Below are 19803 nucleotides of genomic sequence, written 5' to 3'. Positions count from 1 at the left end.
CGTCCCCACCCGTCACGAACCGGACACGGAGAACACACCCCCATGAGCAAGCGCAACAGCCAGGAAGCCAAGCGCGCCGCCCGCGAGCGGCTGCGGGCCGAGCGGGAGAAGCAGGCCAGGAAGGACAAGCTGCGCCGCCAGGCGGTCGTCGGCGGCTCGGTGCTGGCGATCCTCGCGGTCGCGGGCGGCATCGGCTTCGCCGTCGCCAACATGGACGACGGCGGCAGTGACAAGTCCTGGGCCGATGCGGCGGACAAGAAGCTGGTGAAGCCGGCCAACGCCGCCGGGAAGAACGGCACGATCGTCCTCATCGGCGACAAGGACGCCAAGAAGACGATCGACGTCTACGAGGACATGCGCTGCCCCGCCTGCGCCAACTTCGAGCAGGCCCTGGGCGAGACGGTCAAGAAGGGCGCCGAGGACGGCAAGTACAAGCTGCAGATCCACCTCGGCAGCATCATCGACGGCAACTTCGGCGGCGACGGCTCCAAGAACGCCACCAGCGCCCTGGGCGCCGCGCTGGACGTGAGCACCGAGGCCTTCAGCGAGTACCACTCCCTGCTGTACTCGGCCGAGCACCACCCGCCGGAGAGCGAGGACAAGTTCGCCGACAACGAGTACCTGCTTGAGGTCGCCGAGAACGTCGACGCGCTCAAGGACAACAAGGAGTTCGAGACGGCCGTCGAGAAGGGCACCTACGACAAGTGGGCGCTCGAGATGATCGACAGCTTCAACGAGGCCGGCGTCCAGGGCACCCCGACCGTCCGGATCGACGGCAAGGACGTCGAGGTCAGCACTCTGCCCGCCGAACTGGAGAAGCTCGGCGTCAAGTGAGCCGGCCGGCGGCCCGGTGGCACCCCTCCCGGTGCCGCCGGTCCCGTCCGGTGGGGCGGTGCGGCGGTGCGGTGCGTCCCGGTGCGGTGCGGTCGGGCGCGGCTCACATCGCTTTCAGGACAACGCCGTTCGACCGGTTGGCGAACTCTCTCCGGTGCCCTGTTCCGTAGCTCTACCGGCCCGTAGCATCTGCGGCCGTGACCGACACCCACACCGCATCCCACACCCCCGCCCCCACGCGGCGCACGGTCGTCGCGGCCACCGCCGCGACCGCCGCCGGCGCCGCGCTGCTGCCGCTGAGCACCCCGCAGCGCGCCCGGGCCGCGGACGGCCCGGCCTTCGCCCACGGCGTCGCCTCCGGCGACCCGCTGCCCGACGGCGTCCTGCTGTGGACCCGTGTCACCCCCTCCCCCGACGCGACGCCCGGCTCCGGGGTGGGCGCGCCCGTGGAGGTCGGCTGGGAGGTCGCCGAGGACCGCGCCTTCACCCGCGTCGTCGCCTCCGGCCGCACCACCGCCACCGCGGAGGCCGACCACACCGTCAAGGCCGATGTGCGCGGGCTGCGCCCGGCCACCGGGTACCACTACCGCTTCTCGGCCGGGGGTGTCCTCTCCCCCGCCGGCCGCACCCGCACCGCTCCCGCCGACGGCACGGCCGCGGACCGCGTCCGCTTCGGGGTGGTCTCCTGCTCCCACTACGAGAGCGGCTTCTTCTCCGCCTACCGCCACCTCGCCGCCCGTGCCGACCTGGACGCCGTCCTCCACCTGGGCGACTACATCTACGAGTACGGCAAGGGCGAGTACCCGCTCAAGGACGGGGTCGTCCGCGAGATGCGCCCCGTCCACGAGACGGTCACGCTGGCCGACTACCGGCAGCGCCACGCCCACTACAAGAGCGACGCCGACCTCCGGGCGCTGCACGCCGCGCATCCGGTGATCGCGATCTGGGACGACCACGAGATCGCCAACGACGCCTGGTCCGGCGGCGCGGAGAACCACACCCCCGGCGCGGAGGGCGAGTGGGAGGCGCGCGCCTCAGCCGCGCGCCGGGCGTACTTCGAGTGGATGCCGGTCCGCCCCTCCGTCGAGGGCACCGTCTACCGGCGGCTGCGCTTCGGCGACCTCGCCGACCTCCACCTGCTCGACCTGCGCTCCTTCCGCGACCGCCAGGCGGGCATCGGCAGCGGCCAGGTGGACGACCCCGACCGCACCATCACCGGCCGCGCGCAGCTGGACTGGCTGAAGTCCTCCCTGGCCTCCTCCGGTGCCCGGTGGCATCTGGTGGGCACCTCGGTGATGATCTCCCCGATGGCCTTCGGCTCCGTGCCCGCGTACCTGCTCGGGCCGCTGGCCGAGCTGCTCGGCGTGCCCCGCGAGGGGCTGGCCGTCAACGTCGACCAGTGGGACGGCTACACCGACGACCGCCGCGAGCTGCTGACGCACCTGCGCGACCGGGGCATCGGCAACACCGTCTTCCTCACCGGCGACATCCACATGGCCTTCGCCAACGACGTGCCGGTGCGGGCCGCGACCTATCCGCTCCAGCGCCCGGTGGCCACGGAGTTCGTGGTCACCTCCGTCACCTCCGACAACATCGACGACATCCTGAGGGTGCCGCCGCACACCGTCTCCTCCGTCGCGGAGACCGCCATACGCGCCGCCAACCGGCACACCAAGTGGCTCGACATGGACTCGCACGGCTACGGCGTCCTCGACGTGGACGCCGAGCGGACCCAGATGGACTACTACGCGCTGTCGGACAAGACCGACCCGCGGGCGTCCGCCGTCCATGTGCGCTCCTACCGGACCCGCTCGGGCACGCAGCGGGTGGAGCGCGCGGAGGACCCCGTGCGCTGAGGGCTCCTCGTGTGGGGGAGGCCCGCCCCCGGGCCTCCCCCACACGCTCCGGCGTCCCACGGGGCTCAGCGGTCCGCCGACTCCGCCGGCTCCTCCGGTTCCGCCAGCTCCGCCAGGAAGCCGAGCGCGGTCCGCCAGGTCCGCTCGGCCGCCTCCTCGTCGTGGTCCGGCAGGCCGGAGTCGGTGAACAGGTGCCCGGCCCCGGGGTAGCGGTGCACCTCGACGTCCGCGCCCGCCCGCCGCATCCGCAGGTACCAGGCGTTCAGCCAGTCGTGCGGCTCGAACGGGTCGGGGTCGGCCACGTGGAGCTGGACGGGCAGGTCGTCGACGGCCGCGTCCTCGGGGATGTCGGAGGTGCCGTGCAGGAGCAGCAGCCCGCGGGCGCGGGTGTCGGCGAGCGCGAGGTTCTGGGCGATCGCCCCGCCCAGGGAGAACCCGGCGTACACCACCCCGCGCCCTGAGAGCGCGGCGGTGGCGGCGACGGCCCTCCTCAGCAGCTCGTCGCGGCCGATCTCGTCCTTGATCGCCATGCCCTCCTCGACCGTCCGGGCCGTCCGCCCGCCGTACAGGTCGGGGGTGTGGACCTCGTGCCCGGCCTCCCTGAGCCTGACGGCCGCCTCCTCGACGGCGGGGCGCGGCCCGTAGGCGGAGTGGAACATCACAACGGTGGGCACGGTGTCACTTCCTTAGCAGGTCAGCCTCATGATCCACGTCACGGCGCCGCGCCGGGAGGCGGAGTCCTCCCATGGTGCCAGGTACGGTCGGTGGGGTCCTTTTTCCGTCCCCAGGAGTCTTGCCGAGGAGTTCACACCACCATGGAGAACATGCTGCGACCGCTGATCGTCTTCGGCGGCGCCATCGCCTTGGCGTTCGCCGTCGGCTGGGCAGTGGACCGCGCGCTGCGGCGCATGGACGCCCGGCATCCGGAGACCCCGCTGTGGGGCCTGCTGCGCAGCGGCCGGGTCCCGCTCCAGGCGGTGGTCCTCGTCGGTCTGCTCAACGCCTTCTCGGACGAGACGCACCTGGCCAGGGACCACCAGAAGGCCGTCGACCTGTGGCTGAACCTGATACTGATCGGCGCCACCGCGTGGCTGATGCTGCGGGTGCTGACCGCCGTGGTGGAGACGGCCTACTCCCGGTACGCCGGGATCGCCCACGACGCGGCGCGGGTGCGGCGGGTGCGCACCCAGCTGACGCTGATCAAGCGGCTGGCCACGGCGGTGGTCACCGTGATCGCCGGCGCGGCGATGCTGCTGCAGTTCCCCGCGATGGAGAAGCTGGGCGCCTCCATGCTGGCCTCCGCCGGTGTGCTGGGCATCGTCGCCGGTATCGCCGCCCAGTCCACGCTGGGCAACCTCTTCGCCGGCCTGCAGATCGCCTTCGGCGACATGGTGCGCATCGGCGACACGGTGATCGTGGACGGCGAGTGGGGGACGGTGGAGGAGATCACCACCTCCTATCTGGTGGTCCTCACCTGGGACGAGCGCAGGATCACCATGCCGGTGTCCTACTTCACCAGCAAGCCCTTCGAGAACTGGACCCGCGGCAACCCGCAGATGACCGGCACCGTCTACCTCCACCTGGACCACTCGGCGCCCATCGCCGAGATCCGGCGGAAGACCGAGGAGATCGTGCGCGCCAGCGACGCCTGGGACGGCCGCAGTCACGGCCTGGTGGTGACCGACTCCACGCCCACCACGGTCGAGGTCCGCGCGACGATGACGGCGCGCACCCCCGACGACATCTGGACGCTGCGCTGCCAGGTCCGCGAGGGGCTGATCACCTGGCTCCACCGGGAGCACCCCTACGCCCTGCCCCGCGTCACCACCGCGCAGGCGGCCCCGGCCCCGGCCTCCGAGCGGGGGCCGGAGCATGGGGAGGCGGGTGTGGACAGCCGGGCGAACGGCGGACGGCCGGGGATACCGGACGCGCGCAAGCCCGGCTGAGAGGACGCCTCGAAGCGGCCGGCCCGGCACGCCCGCGGGGCCGCGGTGTACGCGCCCCTACTGGCTCTCGGCCCGGATCCTGTCCAGCGCGGTCTGCAGGTCGTCGGGGTAGTCGCTGGAGAACTCCGTCCAGCGGCCGTCCGCCGGGTGCTCGAAGCCCAGCCGTACCGCGTGCAGCCACTGCCGGGTCAGCCCCAGGCGCCTGGCCAGCGTCGGATCGGCTCCGTAGGTGGTGTCGCCGACGCACGGGTGCCGGTGGGCGGCCATGTGGACGCGGATCTGGTGGGTGCGGCCGGTCTCCAGCTTGATGTCGAGCAGGCTGGCGGCCCGGAACGCCTCGATGAGGTCGTAGTGGGTGACCGACGGCTTGCCGTCGGCGGTGACGGCCCACTTGTAGTCGTGGACGGGGTGTCGCCCGATGGGGGCGTCGATCGTGCCGCTGAGCGGGTCGGGGTGGCCCTGGACGAGCGCGTGGTAGCGCTTGTCGACCGTGCGCTCGCGGAACTGCTGCTTGAGCAGGGTGTAGGCGCGCTCGGACTTGGCGACCACCATCAGACCGGAGGTGCCCACGTCCAGCCGGTGCACGATGCCCTGCCGCTCGGCCGCGCCCGAGGTCGAGACGCGGAAGCCGGCGGCGGCCAGCCCCCCGATCACGGTGGGGCCGCTCCAGCCGGGGCTGGGATGGGCGGCCACGCCGATCGGCTTGGCGACGACCACGATGTCGTCGTCGTCGTGCACGATCTCCATGCCCTCCACGGGCTCGGCAACCACCTGGACCGGGGCGGGCGGCGCGGGCATCTCGACCTCGATCCAGGCCCCGCCGCGCACCCGCTCGGACTTGCCGACCTCACCGCCGTCGAGCCGGACCTTCCCCGTGGCGGCCAGCTCGGCCGCCTTCGTACGGGAGAAGCCGAACATCCTGGCCAGGGCCGCGTCTATGCGCTCGCCCTCCAGGCCGTCGGGTACGGGCAGGGTGCGGATCTCGGGAAGCTGGCTCACCCGGTCGAGTATGCCGGAAGCCGGCGGTGCCCCCGCCCGGCGGGCGGGGGCACGCATCCGGTGGGACCTCTCCCCGCGGGCCGAAAGGGGACGGCCGGGGAAGGGCCGGTCAGTCCTTGTGAACGGTCCCGTCGGGGTCCAGGCCCCGGAAGGACAGCAGCACGATCAGCACTCCGCCGCAGACGATCGCCGAGTCGGCCAGGTTGAAGACGGCGAAGTGGGCGGGCGCGATGAAGTCCACCACATGCCCCTGGAAGACCCCGGGCGAGCGGAAGACCCGGTCGGTGAGATTGCCCAGGGCCCCGCCCAGCAGCAGTCCGAGGGCGATGGCCCAGGGTGTGCTGTAGAGCTTGCGGGCGATCCGCGCGATCACCACGATCACGGCCGCCGCGATGACGGTGAAGACGATGGTGAGGGCCTCGCCGATGCCGAAGGCCGCGCCCGGGTTGCGCACGGCCTGGAACCGCAGCCAGGTGCCGATCACCTCGATCGGGTCGTGGCCCTCCAGTTTCTCGACCACGAGGATCTTGGTGACCAGGTCCAGGGCGTAGGCGACGGCCGCCACGATGGCGAGCTCCACCGTCCGCCGCCGTCCGCGGGGGGCCGGCCCGCCGTCGCTCCCGGACCCGCCGCCGGCCTCGGTCGCACCCCGGCCGGCGGCTGTGTCCACGGTCTCGGTCTCGGTCTGCGCCTCGCCCGGCTGCTCGCCGGACCGTTCCACCTCTGTCACGTGATGCAGGGTACGTCACGCCCGGGCGGCGGCGGGCGGCGGCGGCCGGCGGTGGTCAGCGGCGTTCCTGCCGCTGCTTGCACTCGACGCAGAGCGTGGCCCGGGGGAACGCCTGCATCCGCGCCTTGCCGATGGGCTTGCCGCAGTTCTCGCAGACGCCGTACGTCCCGGCCTCCAGGCGGTCCAGGGCGCGCTCGGTCTGGTGGAGCACCTCGCGGGCGTTCTCCGCCAGGGCCATCTCGTGCTCGCGCGTGATGTTCTTCGTCCCCGTGTCGGCCTGGTCGTCCCCGGCTCCGTCGGCCGAGTCCCGCATCAGGCCGTTGAGGGCCTCCTCCGCGGCGTGGATCTCCACACGCAGCCGCTCGGACTCCGAGGACAGCCCCGCACGCGCCTCCTCCACCTCCTGCTCGGTCCAGGGCTCCTCTCCGGGCCGTACGACCAGCTCGTCGGGGGCGGCGGTGGCCGCGGCCGTACGAGCCGGGGGGACCGGGGCGGCGTGCCCGGCGGCCCGCGCTCCCGTCGTGGACTTCTTGGCAACCACCGTCTCGGCTCCTGTCTTCCTGCCGGTCGCCCCTGCGGCGCCCGTGCTCGCCGCCGCCCTCTTCGCGGCGGACTTCCCTCCGGAGTGCTTCTTCCCCGCTTCCGCGGCGTCCCCGGCGCCCGTGGTCTCCCCGGCGCCCGCGACGGCCCCGGGGTCCTCGGTGCTCCCGGGACTCTCGGCCGGCTTCCCCCCGGCGGGCTTCCGCGCGGCTCGCGTCCTCCTCGCTGCGGACTCCCTCGCCACCATGGCCGCGACTCCTTCACATATTGTGATCTTGTGCATGAATCGTGACCGGAACGATAAATCGGCACCGACCGTGCGGCAACAGGGCACGCCGGGCCGCTCCCGCTTCCCGGGGCGCGGCGCCGCACCCTCGCGAAGCGTTCTGCCCTGCACCGCGGGCGGAAAACCGGTCGGCCCCCGTTGGGAGGCACCCTTACACTTGGGCTGAGCGAGAGGCGTCGAAGGGGACGAGTAGCGTCCGTGTGCGGCCACGAGCGACCCGGGGACGGTGTGAGCCCGGGGGCGAGCGCGGCGTGAAGATCACCCCGGAGCCGCCGGAAGAAAACCCCCGCGCACGTGCGGCCACGGCACGCGGTGCGACGGACGGTGAGTAGAACCGGCATCGCCGCACCAATGAGAGGGCGGCGGACATGTACCCGCGTACGCGTCCGGCGCCAAGGAGGGTGGTACCGCGGGTACCGGCGCCGACTGGCGGCGGTCTCGTCCCTCCGGCGGAAGTCACCACGTCCGTTGGAGGAAGCTCACCATGAGCCCGCAGCCCCCGCCCCGGTACCGTCCGGTGCCCGCCCAGGTCGACCTGCCCGCCCTGGAGCGCGCCGTGCTGGACTTCTGGCGCGAGAACAAGGTCTTCGCCCGCAGCCTGGAGCAGTCCGAGGGCCGCCCCGAGTGGGTGTTCTACGAGGGACCGCCGACCGCGAACGGCATGCCCGGCGCCCACCACATCGAGGCCCGCGTCTTCAAGGACGTCTTCCCCCGCTTCCGCACCATGCGCGGCTACCACGTGGCGCGCAAGGCCGGCTGGGACTGCCACGGCCTGCCCGTGGAGCTGGCGGTGGAGAAGGAGCTGGGCTTCAACGGCAAGCAGGACATCGAGGCCTACGGCATCGCGGAGTTCAACGCCAAGTGCCGCGAGTCGGTGACCCGGCACACCGACGCGTTCGCCGAGCTGACGACCCGGATGGGCTACTGGGTCGACATGGACGACGCCTACCGGACGATGGACCCGGACTACATCGAGTCCGTGTGGTGGTCGCTGAAGGAGATCTTCGGCAAGGGCCTGCTCGTCCAGGACCACCGCGTGGCGCCCTGGTGCCCGCGCTGCGGCACCGGCCTGTCCGACCACGAGCTGGCGCAGGGCTACGAGACCGTCGTGGACCCCTCGGTCTACGTCCGCTTCCCGCTGACCTCCGGCCCGCTGGCCGGCGAGGCCTCGCTGCTGGTGTGGACGACCACACCCTGGACGCTGGTGTCCAACACCGCCGTGGCCGCCCACCCCGACGTCACCTACACGGTGGCCACCGACGGCACCGAGAAGCTGGTGGTGGCCGAGCCGCTGCTGGCCAAGGCCCTCGGAGAAGGCTGGAGCGCGACCGGGCAGACCTTCACCGGCCGCGAGATGGAGCGCTGGGCCTACCGCCGCCCGTTCGACCTGGTGGAGATCGAGGGCGCCCACTTCGTCCTGAACGCCGAGTACGTCACCACCGAGGACGGTACCGGTCTGGTCCACCAGTCCCCCGCCTTCGGTGAGGACGACCTGCTCACCTGCCGGGCCTACGGGCTTCCGGTGGTCAACCCCGTCCGGCCCGACGGCACCTTCGAGGAGGGCCTGGAGCTGGTGGGCGGGCAGTTCTTCAAGAAGGCCGACGAAGCGCTGGTCGCCGACCTCGACGCCCGCGGCCTGCTCTTCCGCCATCTGCCCTACGAGCACAGCTACCCGCACTGCTGGCGCTGCCACACCGCGCTGCTCTACTACGCCCAGCCGTCCTGGTACATCCGCACCACCGCGATCAAGGACGAGCTGCTGCGGGAGAACGAGCGGACCAACTGGTTCCCGGAGTCGGTCAAGCACGGCCGCTACGGCGACTGGCTGGACAACAACATCGACTGGGCCCTGTCCCGCAACCGCTACTGGGGCACCCCGCTGCCCGTCTGGCGCTGCGAGGAGGGCCACCTCACCTGCGTCGGCTCGCTGGCGGAGCTGTCGGAGCTGACCGGCACCGACCAGTCCGGCCTGGACCCGCACCGCCCGTACATCGACGACGTCGTCTTCGGCTGCACCGCCGAGGGCTGCTCGCTGACGGCCGTCCGCGTCCCGGAGGTCATCGACGCCTGGTACGACTCGGGCTCGATGCCCTTCGCCCAGTGGGGCTACCCGTACCGCAACAAGGACGTCTTCGAGAAGCGCTACCCGGCGCAGTTCATCTCCGAGGCCATCGACCAGACCCGCGGCTGGTTCTACACGCTGATGGCGGTCGGCACGCTCGTCTTCGACCGCTCCTCCTACGAGAACGTGGTCTGCCTGGGCCACATCCTCGCCGAGGACGGCCGGAAGATGTCCAAGCACCTGGGCAACATCCTGGAGCCCATCCCGCTGATGGACCGGCACGGCGCGGACGCGGTGCGCTGGTTCATGGCCGCGGGCGGCTCCCCGTGGAGCGCGCGGCGCGTGGGGCACGGCACGATCCAGGAGGTCGTCCGCAAGACCCTGCTGACCTACTGGAACACCGTCGCCTTCCAGGCCCTGTACGCCCGCACCTCCGGCTGGGCGCCCTCTGGTTCCGACCCGGCCCCCGCCGACCGCCCGCTGCTGGACCGCTGGCTGCTGAGCGAACTGCACGCCCTGGTCGACCAGTGCACCCAGGCCATGGAGGCCTACGACACCCAGCGCACCGGCAAACTGCTGTCCACCTTCGTGGACGATCTGTCCAACTGGTACGTGCGCCGCTCCCGGCGCCGCTTCTGGCAGGGCGACGCGGCGGCGCTGCGCACCCTGCACGACGTGCTGGAGACCGTCACCCGGCTGATGGCCCCGCTGGTGCCGTTCATCACCGAGCGGGTCTGGCAGGACCTGGTCGTCCCCGTCACCCCCGGCGCGCCGGACTCCGTGCACCTGGCCGACTGGCCCGAGGCCGATCTGTCCGCCGTCGACCCGGACCTGTCCCGCGACATGCTGCTGGTGCGGCGGCTGGTGGAACTGGGCCGGGCCACACGTGCGGAGTCGGGCGTCAAGACCCGGCAGCCGCTGTCCCGCGCGCTGCTGGCGGCGCAGGGCTTCGAGCTGCTCAGCGACGATCTGCGCGAGCAGATCGCCGAGGAGCTGAACGTCACCTCGCTCGCCTCCCTGTCCGAGGTCGGCGGCTCCCTGGTGGACACCACCGCCAAGGCCAACTTCCGGGCGCTGGGCCGGCGGTTCGGCAAGCGCACCCAGCCGGTCGCCAAGGCCATCGCCGAGGCGGACGCGGCGGCCCTGTCGGCGGCGCTGCGCGCCGGTACGGCGGCGGTGGAGGTCGACGGCGAGACCATCGCCCTCTCCCCGGAGGAGGTCATCATCACCGAGACCCCGCGCGAGGGCTGGTCGGTGGCCTCCGACACCGGCGCCACGGTCGCCCTGGACCTGGAGATCACCCCGGAGCTGCGGCGGGCCGGGCTCGCCCGTGACGCGATCCGGCTGATCCAGGAGGCCCGCAAGAACAGCGGCCTGGACGTCGCCGACCGGATCGCCCTGCGGTGGCGGTCGGACGACGAGGAGGTCGCCCGCGCCCTGGCCGAGCACCAGGCCCTGATCGCGGACGAGGTCCTGGCGACGGACTACGCGGAGGGTGCGGGAGACGACTCCTTCGGCGAGTCGTTCGAGGACGAGTCGCTGTCCCTGGTCTTCCGGCTGCGCCGCGTGTAGCCGCCCGGCCGTCACCGGTGCCCCGGCCCGTCCACCGGCCCGGGGCACCGGCGTGCCGGTCCGGCTCCTGCCGGACCGGCCGGAAGGGGCCGGCCCTGAGGAGCCGGAGACACAACAGGGCCGGGCCCGGGATCGAAGATCCCGGGCCCGGCCCTGTGCGATATGCCGATCCTGTTCGCCCGCCGCCCGCGGCGGCTGCGTCAGTTGTCGTCCTCGTCGATGAGGAAGCCGCGCATCGGCGAGGGCGCCTGCTGCATCGGCTGCGGGCCCTGCGGCCGTACGGGGGCCATCGGCTGGGTCATCGCCGGGGACATCTGCTGCTGCCCGCCGTAGGTCTGACCGCCGCCCTGGTTGTGACCGCCGTGACCGCCGCCCGGGCCGCCCATCGACTGGCCGCCGCCCATGGACTGGTGGCCGCTCATGGCGCCGCCGCCCGGTGCGCCCGCCGATGCCATCGAGGGGGACGGCGGCAGCGAGGCCGTGGCCGGGGTGCGCGGCGGGGCCAGGGAGTCGTCGGCCTGGTTCTCCAGCTGGCGCAGCTGGCTCTCCAGGTACGACTTCAGGCGGGTGCGGTACTCGCGCTCGAAGCCGCGCAGATCCTCGACCTTGCGCTCCAGCGTGGCGCGGGCGGACTCCAGCGAGCCCATCGCGACGCGGTGCTTCTCCTGTGCGTCCCGCTCCAGCGCGTCGGCCTTGGCGCGGGCGTCCCGCTCCAGGCCCTCGGCGCGGCTGCGCGCCTCGCCGACGATCTTGTTGGCCTCCGAACGGGCCTCCGCGATCGCCTGGTCCGCGGTCTGCTGTGCCAGCGACAGCACACGGGCCGCGCTGTCACCGCCCGGCCCCTGGCCCTGCTGGTGCATGCCCGGGCCGCCGGGACCACCGTGGCCGCCCATCGGTCCGGGACCACCGGGGCCACCCGGACCGCCGGGTCCCATCGGGCCGGGGCCCATGGGACCGCCCTGCGGGCCGTGCCCGCCGGGACCTGCCGGCAGCTGCGGCGCACCGCCGGGCAGCTGGGGCGGACCGCCCATCTGCCCCGGCGGGACCGGCTGCGGTCCCGATATGGCGGCGGGGACGGGACCCGGCCGTTCCTGCTGCTGCTGGGGCTCGGGTTTGCGCATGCCCTGCTGCTGGTTCTGCGCGGCGGCCCGCGTCGCGGCGGCCAGCTTGGCGCGCAGATCCTCGTTCTCCCGGAGCAGGCGCGTCAGTTCGGCCTCGACCTCGTCGAGGAAGGCATCGACCTCGTCCTCGTCGTAGCCCTCTCGCAGGCGGACGGTTGTGAACTGCTTGTTCCGCACGTCCTCGGGGGTCAGCGGCATCTCTTCACCTCAACGTAAGTCATCGGCATATCGGCAAGACCGTATCGCTCACAGCCTGGCCACGACACTGATCAGGATGTAGACGATGATCATCAGTACGAAGAAGGACAGGTCGAGCGCCACGCCCCCGAAGCGCAGCGGCGGTATGAACCTCCGCAGCAGCTTGAGTGGCGGATCAGTGACAGTGTAGGTGGCCTCCAGGACGACCACCATCGCCTTGCCGGGCTGCCATGAGCGGGCGAACATGAAGACGTAGTCCATCACCAGGCGGAAGATCAGCACGACCAGGAAGACCTGCAGCACAATGAGGACCACCTGCTGTACGACGCCCATCGTGCGCTTCCCTCTCCCCTTTGGTCGCGTCCGGCCCGTCGGCCGGCCCGTCCGGTTGCACTGACTCTCAGCTCTGGTTGAAGAACCCGCCCTCTGCGATGCGGGCCTTGTCCTCCGCCGTGACATCGACGTTAGCAGGAGACAGGAGGAAGACCTTCTGTGTCACCCGCTCGATACTCCCGTGGAGACCGAACACCAGCCCCGCCGCGAAGTCGACCAGACGCTTCGCGTCCGTGTCGTCCATCTCGGTCAGATTCATGATCACCGGAGTGCCCTCCCGGAAGTGTTCCCCGATGGTACGGGCTTCGTTGTACGTCCGGGGGTGCAGTGTGGTGATCCGGTAGGGCTCCCTCTCGGACACGACCTTGGGCATGATCACCGGTGCGTTCTTCTCCAGGCTCTGGCGTTCGGGTGTGATGGATGACACGGGGGCAATCCTCCCGTGCCGTCCGTTTTCGGAAGCGAGCGCGGACACCTGCTCCCGCTCCCGGTGGGCAGGGGGGTGGACGACCCGCACCGGCTCCTCGGGCTCCTGCTCCCCGTCGGGCTTCGCCGCGGGAGCCGCCGCGGGCTGGTGCGTCTGGTGCCGCCGATCCCTGTCGGGATCCGGCTCGGGCTCGAACTCGTCGTCGGGGTCGAACCCCGGGCCGTCGTACCCATCGTCCTCCACGAGGCCGAGGTAGACCGCCATCTTGCGCATCGCGCCGGCCATTCTCTGCGTCCTCCGCTCTGTGGTGGTTCCCCTGCCATCGGCGGGGAGGCCCCGTCTCCCGCCTGCGGCGGGGAGACCCCATTCTGCCTCCGGTGCCTCCGGCGGGGAGGCCCCCGAACCCAAGACTCCGTCACCGGTGCCCATGAGCTCACGCGGTCATCCACACTTGGCGGGAATGACCATATTTTCTGCTGTGGTCCGACCTGCTTGGCGACGTTACCGGAGCCCGGGTCGTACTCCGAGTACCGCACTGCCGATACGCACATGTGTCGCCCCGGCGGCCACCGCCTCCTCCAGGTCCCCGCTCATCCCCGCCGAGACCATGTCCGCGCCGGGATGGTCCGCCCGCAGGGCGGCCGAGATCTCCCCCAGCCGCTCGAAGGCGGCTTCCGGTCTCCCGGCGTACGGTCCGGACAGGGGTGCGACCGTCATCACACCCGCGAGCCACAGGCCGGGGGCCGCGGCCACCTCGTCGGCCAACTCCCCCACCTCCTGCGGCGCCACGCCGCCGCGTCCCCCGGCCGCGCCCGCCTCCCGGTCGAGCGCGACCTGCAGCAGGCAGCCGATCCGCCTGCCCTCGCGCTCGGCCGCCGAGGAGAGCGCGCCGACCAGCCGGGGCCGGTCGACCGAGTGCACGAAGTCGGCGTAGCGGGCGACCGACCGGACCTTGTTGGTCTGCAACTGCCCCACGAAGTGCCAGGTGAGGGGGAGGTCCGCGCAGGCCTCGGCCTTGGGCGCCGCCTCCTGGTCCCGGTTCTCCGCCACGTGCCGCACCCCGAGCCCGGCCAGCAGCCGCACATCGTCGGCGGGGCGGGTCTTGGTGACGACGATCAGGGTCACGTCCTGCCGCGCGCGCCCCGCGGTGACACAAGCGCGGGTGATGCGCTCCTCCACCCGGGCGAGGTTCGCGGCCAGTTCGGCCCTGCGGCCGGCGCTGTGGTCGGTCACGCGACGGCCTCCCCGTCGGCCTCTCCCGCTCCGCCGGCGGGAGCCTCCAGCCATACGTAGCCGGCCAGCCGTCCGGTGGTCCTCTCCCGGCGGTACGAGTAGTGGTGCGGGGACTCCATCGTGCAGACCGGCTGCGCCGGCGGCTTCGGCACTCCGAGCCGGGCCAGTTGGGCACGTACCCCGGCCGCGACGTCGACCGCCGCGGTGCCCCGCCTCGTGGTGGCGTACGCCTCGGGCACCACGGCCGCGACCTCCTCGCGCATCCGCTCCGGCACCTCGTAGCAGCCCCCGCACACCGAGGGGCCGATACGGACGGCCGTGCGGGCCGGGTCCGCGCCCAGGGAGCCCATCGCCTCGACCACCGCCGGGACGACCCCGGCCACCAGCCCGGGCCGCCCGGCGTGCGCGGCTCCCACCACCCCTGCCACGGGGTCGGCGAGGAGCACGGGGACGCAGTCGGCGGTCAGCACGGCCAGGGCCAGGCCCCGGCGGGCGGTCACGACCGCGTCCACGCACGGCGCGTCGCCGCCGCGCCACGGCCCGGTGACGACGGCCGCGTCGCGCCCGTGCACCTGGTTCATCCAGACCACCGCGGCCGGATCGAGGCCGAGCGCCCCCGCCGCCAGTTCCCTGTTGGCCCTCACCGCGCCGGGGTCGTCCCCGACCGCGCCGCCGAGGTTGAGTTCGTCATACGGAGCGGCGCTCACCCCGCCCCACCTGTCGGTGGTGGCGAAGTGCGCGCCGCTGACGATGTCGTGCTGTGCTATCACGCTCGTGGTGCCTACTTGAGGAAGTCGGGCACGTCGAGTTCCTCGGCCGAACCGTCCTGGTAGGGACGGGCCGGGGGAACCTGCGGGGCCGCGGGCGTGCCGCTCTCGCCGGACAGCGGCGAGGAGGGGCCCGCGCCGTAGGCGGACGGGGAGTCGGCCAGCGGGACGGCCGGGGACGGCTCCTCCTCGCGCGGGGTGACCGAGCCGAGCCCGCCGAAGGACGGGCGGTCGGGCTCGGAGGCCGCCGGGCGCGGAGCGGCCGGCGCCTCCTCCTTGCCTCCGGCGTACGAACCGAGCACCTTGTCGCGGTTCTTGGCCGGCGGCTGCCCGCCGTCGAAGCCCGCCGCGATGACGGTGACGCGGACCTCGTCGCCGAGGGCGTCGTCGATGACCGCGCCGAAGATGATGTTCGCCTCGGGGTGCGCGGCCTCGCTCACCAGCTGGGCGGCCTCGTTGATCTCGAACAGACCGAGGTCGGAGCCGCCGGAGATGGACAGCAGTACACCGCGGGCGCCGTCGATGGACGCCTCCAGCAGCGGCGAGGAGATCGCCATCTCGGCGGCGGCCACCGCGCGGTCGTCGCCGCGTGCCGAGCCGATGCCCATGAGTGCCGAGCCGGCCTCGGACATCACGGACTTGACGTCCGCGAAGTCCAGGTTGATCAGGCCGGGGGTGGTGATGAGGTCGGTGATGCCCTGGACACCCGACAGCAGCACCTGGTCCGCGGACTTGAACGCGTCGAGCACGCTCACCTGGCGGTCCGAGATGGACAGCAGCCGGTCGTTGGGGATGACGATGAGGGTGTCGACCTCGTCGCGCAGGGCCGCGATGCCGTCCTCGGCCTGGTTGGCCCGGCGGCGGCCCTCGAAGGTGAACGGGCGGGTGACGACGCCGATGGTGAGGGCGCCCAGAGAACGTGCGATGTTCGCGACGACGGGCGCGCCGCCGGTGCCGGTGCCGCCGCCCTCGCCGGCGGTGACGAAGACCATGTCGGCCCCCTTGAGGACCTCCTCGATCTCCTCCCGGTGGTCCTCGGCTGCCTTGCGGCCGACATCGGGGTTGGCGCCGGCGCCGAGGCCGCGGGTGAGCTCGCGGCCGACGTCGAGCTTGACGTCGGCGTCGCTCATCAGCAGGGCCTGTGCGTCGGTGTTGATCGCGATGAACTCGACGCCCTTGAGACCGACCTCGATCATCCGGTTGATGGCGTTGACGCCGCCGCCGCCGATACCGACGACCTTGATGACTGCGAGGTAGTTCTGCGGTGCTGCCACGTCGAAGGCCTCTCGCCTCGAGTTACGTGTCGCCGCTCCACGATGGTTGCGGTGCGCCGACCTATGCCGAGTGGGACGGTCCGGACGCCGACCCGAACCCTAACGTTCAAGTTTAGGGTTACCAATGCCTGTCGTTCCTCGGATTCTTTGGAACGGACACTAGGTCGACAAGTGGTTCGCGTTCAATGAACACGCCGAACCTCCCGTTTTTCCTCTCACCCTATGTGATCAGGCAGCGCGGTAGCCAACCAGGGTGCTGGCCTGCACACACGTACGTCAACTCCCCGACGCCGCGGGTGTGCCGGGAACACTCACGTCGAATCTCTCCGCGCCGTCGGCGGCTTTCATCAGCAGGGTGAGTGATCTGGCCTTCGCGTCGCTGTCCTCGCCGCTCCCCCACACCACCGTGCGCCCGCCGCTCATCTCCAGGGTGATGGAGTCGTAGGAGCGGACCCGGATGGTCCGGGTGTCGCGGCGCACCCGCTCGGGGAGGGCCGCGGCGACCCCGACCGCCTCCTGGCGCATCCTCTCGGGCCCGAAGCGGTGCCCGCCGGGGGATCCGGCGAGGTCCAGCGTGAGGAGGGGGACGCCCGCGGGCCGTTCGGCGACCGTGCCGAACAGCACCCCCTCGTCGTCCACCTCGGCATAGCGCCGCCCCCTCGTGCCGTCCTCGTCCCCCCCGCCTTCCCCGTTTCGCGCGTCCTGCACCATCACGACCACGGCTTTTCTCTCCCTGACCGTCAGCTCCACACCGTGCGGCCAGGAACGGGCCGCCTCCACGGAGTCGATCCGCGGCAGCGCCTCCAGCAGCCGCCGCTCCACCTCGCCGGGGTCGACCGAGACCAGGGGGTCTCCGATGGGGATGTCGGCGGCGTCGAGGATCTGCCGCTCCGTCAGGGCCTCCTCACCGGCGACCGTGACGCCCTCCACCCGCAGCCACGCGGAGCCGTAGAGCAGCCACAGGGCGAGAGCGCCGATCAGCAGCGCCGGACCGACGGCGAGTGCGAGCAGCAGACGGCGGCGTCCGCGGCCCTCCGGAAGACGGGGCGCGCGCGGACGCCCGGGCCACCGGAGGGCCGGCGGGGCCGGGGGCGGCCCCGCTCCCGGCCCGTGGGGGTCACGCTGGTCGCGGCCGCCTCGCCCGGCGGCCGCCGTCCGTCCGGCCACGCTCCCTGCTCTCCCGCGCCCCGCCTGCGGCCTCAGCCCCGGCGGTGTGCCGCGATCGCCTCGTACACCATGCCGACCAGCAGTTCGTCGGCGTCCCGGCGCCCGAACTCGGCGGCGGCCCGCGACATGTCGTACAGCCGGTGCGGGTCGGTGAGCACCGGCAGGACGTTGGCCTGGATCCACTCCGGCGACAGCTCGGCGTCGTCGACGAGGAGCCCGCCGCCCGCCTTGACCACCGGCTGGGCGTTCAGCCGCTGTTCGCCGTTGCCGATCGGCAGCGGGACGTAGGCGGCGGGCAGCCCGACGGCGGACAGTTCGGCGACCGTCATCGCGCCCGCGCGGCAGAGCATCATGTCGGCCGCGGCGTACGCCAGGTCCATGCGGTCCAGGTACGGCACCGGGACGTAGGGGGGCATCCCGGGCATGTTGTCCACCTGCGGCAGCTCGTTCTTCGGGCCGACCGCGTGCAGGATCTGGACGCCGGAGCGCTGGAGGTTCGGGGCGATGGCCTGGACGACCTCGTTGAGCCGCCGGGCGCCCTGGGAGCCGCCGGTGACCAGCAGGGTGGGCAGGCCGGGGTCGAGGCCGAAGGCGGCCCGCCCCTCGGCGCGCATCGCCGCCCGGTCCAGGGTGGCGATGGAGCGGCGCAGCGGGATGCCGACGTAGCGGGCGTTGCGCAGCTTGCTGTCCGGGGTGGAGACGGCCACGTGGTCGGTGTAGCGGGAGCCGATCTTGTTGGCCAGGCCCGGGCGGGCGTTGGCCTCGTGGATGACGATCGGCACCCCGAGCCGCTTGGCCGCGAGGTAACCGGGCAGCGCCACGTAGCCACCGAAGCCGACCACGCAGTCGGCCTTGGTCCGCTCCAGGATCTGCTCCGCGGCCTTGATGGTGCCGCGCAGCCTCCCCGGCACGGTGATCAGCTCGGGAGTGGGTTTGCGCGGCAGGGGCACGGCCGGGATCAGCTCCAGGTCGTAGCCCCTCTCCGGGACGAGCCGGGTCTCGAGTCCGCGCTCCGTGCCGAGTGCCGTGATCCCCACGGTCGGGTCCTGCCTGCGCAGGGCGTCCGCGAGGGCGAGCGCGGGCTCGATGTGGCCGGCGGTCCCCCCACCGGCGAGTACGACATGCACCGAATTTCACCGCTCTCCGGACGGGCGCCGTGCGGCACTCCGTCCCATCGTCTTCCGTCTCACCCCAGCCAGCTTCTTTCTCACAGCAGGCTGCCGCATGGCCAGTGCCGCCTTCGCGGCGGGTTCCGATCTCGCGGCGGAGATCAGCAGCCCGACGGCGAACATCGTCGGCAGCAGGGCGGAACCTCCGTAGGAGAACAGCGGGAGCGGGACACCGGCGATCGGCAGCAGACCGAGCACCGCACCGATGTTGACCACGGCCTGGGCCGTGACCCAGGTGGTCACGCCTCCCGCGGCGTACCTGACGAAGGGGTCCTCCGTGCGTCCGGCCACGCGGATACCCGCATAGCCTAGAGCGGCGAAAAGGGCGAGCACCGGCAGCGTCCCCGCCAGGCCGAGTTCCTCCCCGGTCACGGCGAAGATGAAGTCGGTGTGGGGTTCGGGCAGTTGTCCCCATTTCTCCATGCTGTCGCCCAGTCCCGTGCCGAACCATCCGCCCGACGCCAGGGCGTAGATGCCGTGGACGGCCTGCCAGCACTGGTCGTTCGGACCGGGGTCGGTGGCGCCCAGGCAGGCGAACCGGGCCATCCGGTTGCCGCTGGTCGCGATCAGGAGGGTGCCCAGCACCCCGGCGACGGCGAGCACCCCGGCGAACAGCCGCAGCGGCGCACCGGCCAGCCAGAGCAGTCCGACGAGGATCGCGGCGAGGATGAGCGAGGTGCCCATGTCCCGGCCCAGCATGATCAGGCCGAGCAGCAGGAAGGCCACGGGGACGAGCGGCACCAGCATGTGCTTCCACTGGTTCAGCAGCCGTCTGTCGCCCTTGCGCGCCAGCAGGTCCGCCCCCCACAGCACCAGGGCGAGCTTGGCGAACTCGCTGGGCTGGAACTGGAAGGGGCCGCCGAGCTGGATCCAGTTCTGGTTGCCCTTGACCTCCTGCCCGATCCCCGGCACCTGGACCAGGCAGAGCAGGAAGACGGAGACGGCCAGCAGCGGGTACGCCAGCCCGCGCTGGAGGGCCACCGGCATCCGGGCGGCGGCCAGCAGCAGGACGCCGCCCAAAGCGGCGGCCAGCAGCTGTTTGCGGAAGTAGTAGGCGGAGGGCAGCCCGGAGCCCAGCGCCTCGATCTGCGAGGCCGAGAAGACCATCACCAGGCCGAGGCCCAGGAGCATCAGGCTGCCGCCGAGGATCAGGTAGTAGGCGGTCAGCGGCCGGTCCCAGGCGCGCTTCGCCCGCAGGTAAAGCCCGCGCGCCCCGTCGACGGCGCGGCGCGGGCCGCGGGCGGGGCGCCCGGGGGCGCTGCGGGGCGTACCCCGCCCGCCGCCGGGCG

General features: G+C 72.4%; 16 protein-coding genes and 1 pseudogene. 4 read left to right on the top strand and 13 right to left on the bottom strand.

What is annotated here, in order from left to right:
- Positions 1-42: 42 nt before the first annotated feature.
- Positions 43-834 carry a thioredoxin domain-containing protein gene (locus ACW69E_RS06630; RefSeq protein WP_457497246.1) on the top strand — a complete coding sequence of 264 codons (792 nt, stop codon included), beginning with the start codon at positions 43-45 and terminating at the stop codon, positions 832-834.
- 197 nt (positions 835-1031) lie between these two features.
- Complete coding sequence (locus ACW69E_RS06625) at positions 1032-2690, top strand: alkaline phosphatase D family protein (protein WP_457497245.1); 1659 nt, start codon at positions 1032-1034, stop codon at positions 2688-2690.
- A gap of 65 nt (positions 2691-2755) precedes the next feature.
- Here the strand turns inward: ACW69E_RS06625 and ACW69E_RS06620 are convergent, their stop codons facing one another.
- On the bottom strand, positions 2756-3364 hold the full coding sequence (locus tag ACW69E_RS06620) for a dienelactone hydrolase family protein (protein ID WP_457497244.1): 609 nt from the start codon (positions 3362-3364) through the stop codon (positions 2756-2758).
- 141 nt (positions 3365-3505) lie between these two features.
- Here ACW69E_RS06620 and ACW69E_RS06615 point away from each other — a divergent pair, with 141 nt between their 5' ends.
- Positions 3506-4636, top strand: a complete 1131-nt coding sequence (locus ACW69E_RS06615) for a mechanosensitive ion channel family protein (protein ID WP_457497243.1) — start codon at positions 3506-3508, stop codon at positions 4634-4636.
- Positions 4637-4693: 57 nt separating this feature from the next.
- Here ACW69E_RS06615 and ACW69E_RS06610 read toward each other — a convergent pair whose 3' ends face one another.
- The 3 genes and pseudogenes from ACW69E_RS06610 to ACW69E_RS06600 all read right to left on the bottom strand — a co-directional run bounded on the left by ACW69E_RS06610 (position 4694) and on the right by ACW69E_RS06600 (position 7231).
- On the bottom strand, positions 4694-5635 hold the full coding sequence (locus ACW69E_RS06610; RefSeq protein ID WP_457497242.1) for an RluA family pseudouridine synthase: 942 nt from the start codon (positions 5633-5635) through the stop codon (positions 4694-4696).
- Positions 5636-5744: 109 nt separating this feature from the next.
- Complete coding sequence (lspA, locus tag ACW69E_RS06605; protein ID WP_457497241.1) at positions 5745-6365, bottom strand: signal peptidase II; 621 nt, start codon at positions 6363-6365, stop codon at positions 5745-5747.
- Positions 6366-6420: 55 nt separating this feature from the next.
- Positions 6421-7231 (bottom strand): annotated as a pseudogene (locus ACW69E_RS06600) (TraR/DksA family transcriptional regulator).
- Between the two features lie 444 nt (positions 7232-7675).
- Between ACW69E_RS06600 and ileS the strand changes: the two are divergent.
- Positions 7676-10825: an isoleucine--tRNA ligase gene (gene ileS / locus ACW69E_RS06595; protein ID WP_457497240.1), complete on the top strand. Its 3150-nt coding sequence runs from the start codon at positions 7676-7678 to the stop codon at positions 10823-10825.
- Between the two features lie 200 nt (positions 10826-11025).
- Here ileS and ACW69E_RS06590 read toward each other — a convergent pair whose 3' ends face one another.
- The 9 genes from ACW69E_RS06590 to ftsW all read right to left on the bottom strand — a co-directional run.
- Positions 11026-12144, bottom strand: coding sequence for a DivIVA domain-containing protein (locus ACW69E_RS06590; RefSeq protein WP_457497239.1), 1119 nt, complete (start codon positions 12142-12144; stop codon positions 11026-11028).
- A 48-nt stretch (positions 12145-12192) separates the two neighbouring features.
- Positions 12193-12477, bottom strand: coding sequence for a YggT family protein (locus tag ACW69E_RS06585; protein WP_093655225.1), 285 nt, complete (start codon positions 12475-12477; stop codon positions 12193-12195).
- 67 nt (positions 12478-12544) lie between these two features.
- Positions 12545-13189, bottom strand: a complete 645-nt coding sequence (locus ACW69E_RS06580; protein ID WP_457497238.1) for a cell division protein SepF — start codon at positions 13187-13189, stop codon at positions 12545-12547.
- 216 nt (positions 13190-13405) lie between these two features.
- Positions 13406-14137: a YggS family pyridoxal phosphate-dependent enzyme gene (locus tag ACW69E_RS06575; RefSeq protein ID WP_457497237.1), complete on the bottom strand. Its 732-nt coding sequence runs from the start codon at positions 14135-14137 to the stop codon at positions 13406-13408.
- Positions 14134-14907, bottom strand: coding sequence for a peptidoglycan editing factor PgeF (pgeF, locus tag ACW69E_RS06570; RefSeq protein ID WP_457497236.1), 774 nt, complete (start codon positions 14905-14907; stop codon positions 14134-14136). The genes ACW69E_RS06575 and pgeF overlap by 4 nt, the downstream gene beginning before the upstream one ends.
- An 11-nt stretch (positions 14908-14918) precedes the next feature.
- Complete coding sequence (ftsZ, locus tag ACW69E_RS06565; protein WP_457497235.1) at positions 14919-16178, bottom strand: cell division protein FtsZ; 1260 nt, start codon at positions 16176-16178, stop codon at positions 14919-14921.
- A 276-nt stretch (positions 16179-16454) separates the two neighbouring features.
- A complete protein-coding gene (locus tag ACW69E_RS06560; RefSeq protein ID WP_457497234.1) occupies positions 16455-17345 on the bottom strand; it encodes a cell division protein FtsQ/DivIB in 891 nt (296 codons plus the stop codon).
- 32 nt (positions 17346-17377) lie between these two features.
- Positions 17378-18472 carry an undecaprenyldiphospho-muramoylpentapeptide beta-N-acetylglucosaminyltransferase gene (gene murG / locus ACW69E_RS06555; protein ID WP_457497233.1) on the bottom strand — a complete coding sequence of 365 codons (1095 nt, stop codon included), beginning with the start codon at positions 18470-18472 and terminating at the stop codon, positions 17378-17380.
- A 6-nt stretch (positions 18473-18478) separates the two neighbouring features.
- Positions 18479-19803, bottom strand: a 1325-nt coding sequence (gene ftsW, locus ACW69E_RS06550; protein ID WP_457497232.1) for a putative lipid II flippase FtsW, incomplete at its 5' end; no start/stop codon positions are given.

This window comes from Streptomyces sp. SS8 (assembly GCF_054072955.1).
Note: the sequence above shows the minus strand (reverse complement) of the source record. Positions and strands in the feature narration are given on the sequence as shown.

What these genes read in the sequence shown, in the direction of transcription:
- ACW69E_RS06630 (WP_457497246.1), top strand. Translation starts at nt 43, where the DNA reads ATGAGCAAGCGCAACAGCCAGGAAGCCAAGCGCGCCGCCCGCGAGCGG.
- ileS (WP_457497240.1), top strand. Translation starts at nt 7,676, where the DNA reads ATGAGCCCGCAGCCCCCGCCCCGGTACCGTCCGGTGCCCGCCCAGGTC.
- ACW69E_RS06615 (WP_457497243.1), top strand. Translation starts at nt 3,506, where the DNA reads ATGGAGAACATGCTGCGACCGCTGATCGTCTTCGGCGGCGCCATCGCC.
- ACW69E_RS06585 (WP_093655225.1), bottom strand. Translation starts at nt 12,477, where the DNA reads ATGGGCGTCGTACAGCAGGTGGTCCTCATTGTGCTGCAGGTCTTCCTG.
- ACW69E_RS06590 (WP_457497239.1), bottom strand. Translation starts at nt 12,144, where the DNA reads ATGCCGCTGACCCCCGAGGACGTGCGGAACAAGCAGTTCACAACCGTC.
- ACW69E_RS06580 (WP_457497238.1), bottom strand. Translation starts at nt 13,189, where the DNA reads ATGGCCGGCGCGATGCGCAAGATGGCGGTCTACCTCGGCCTCGTGGAG.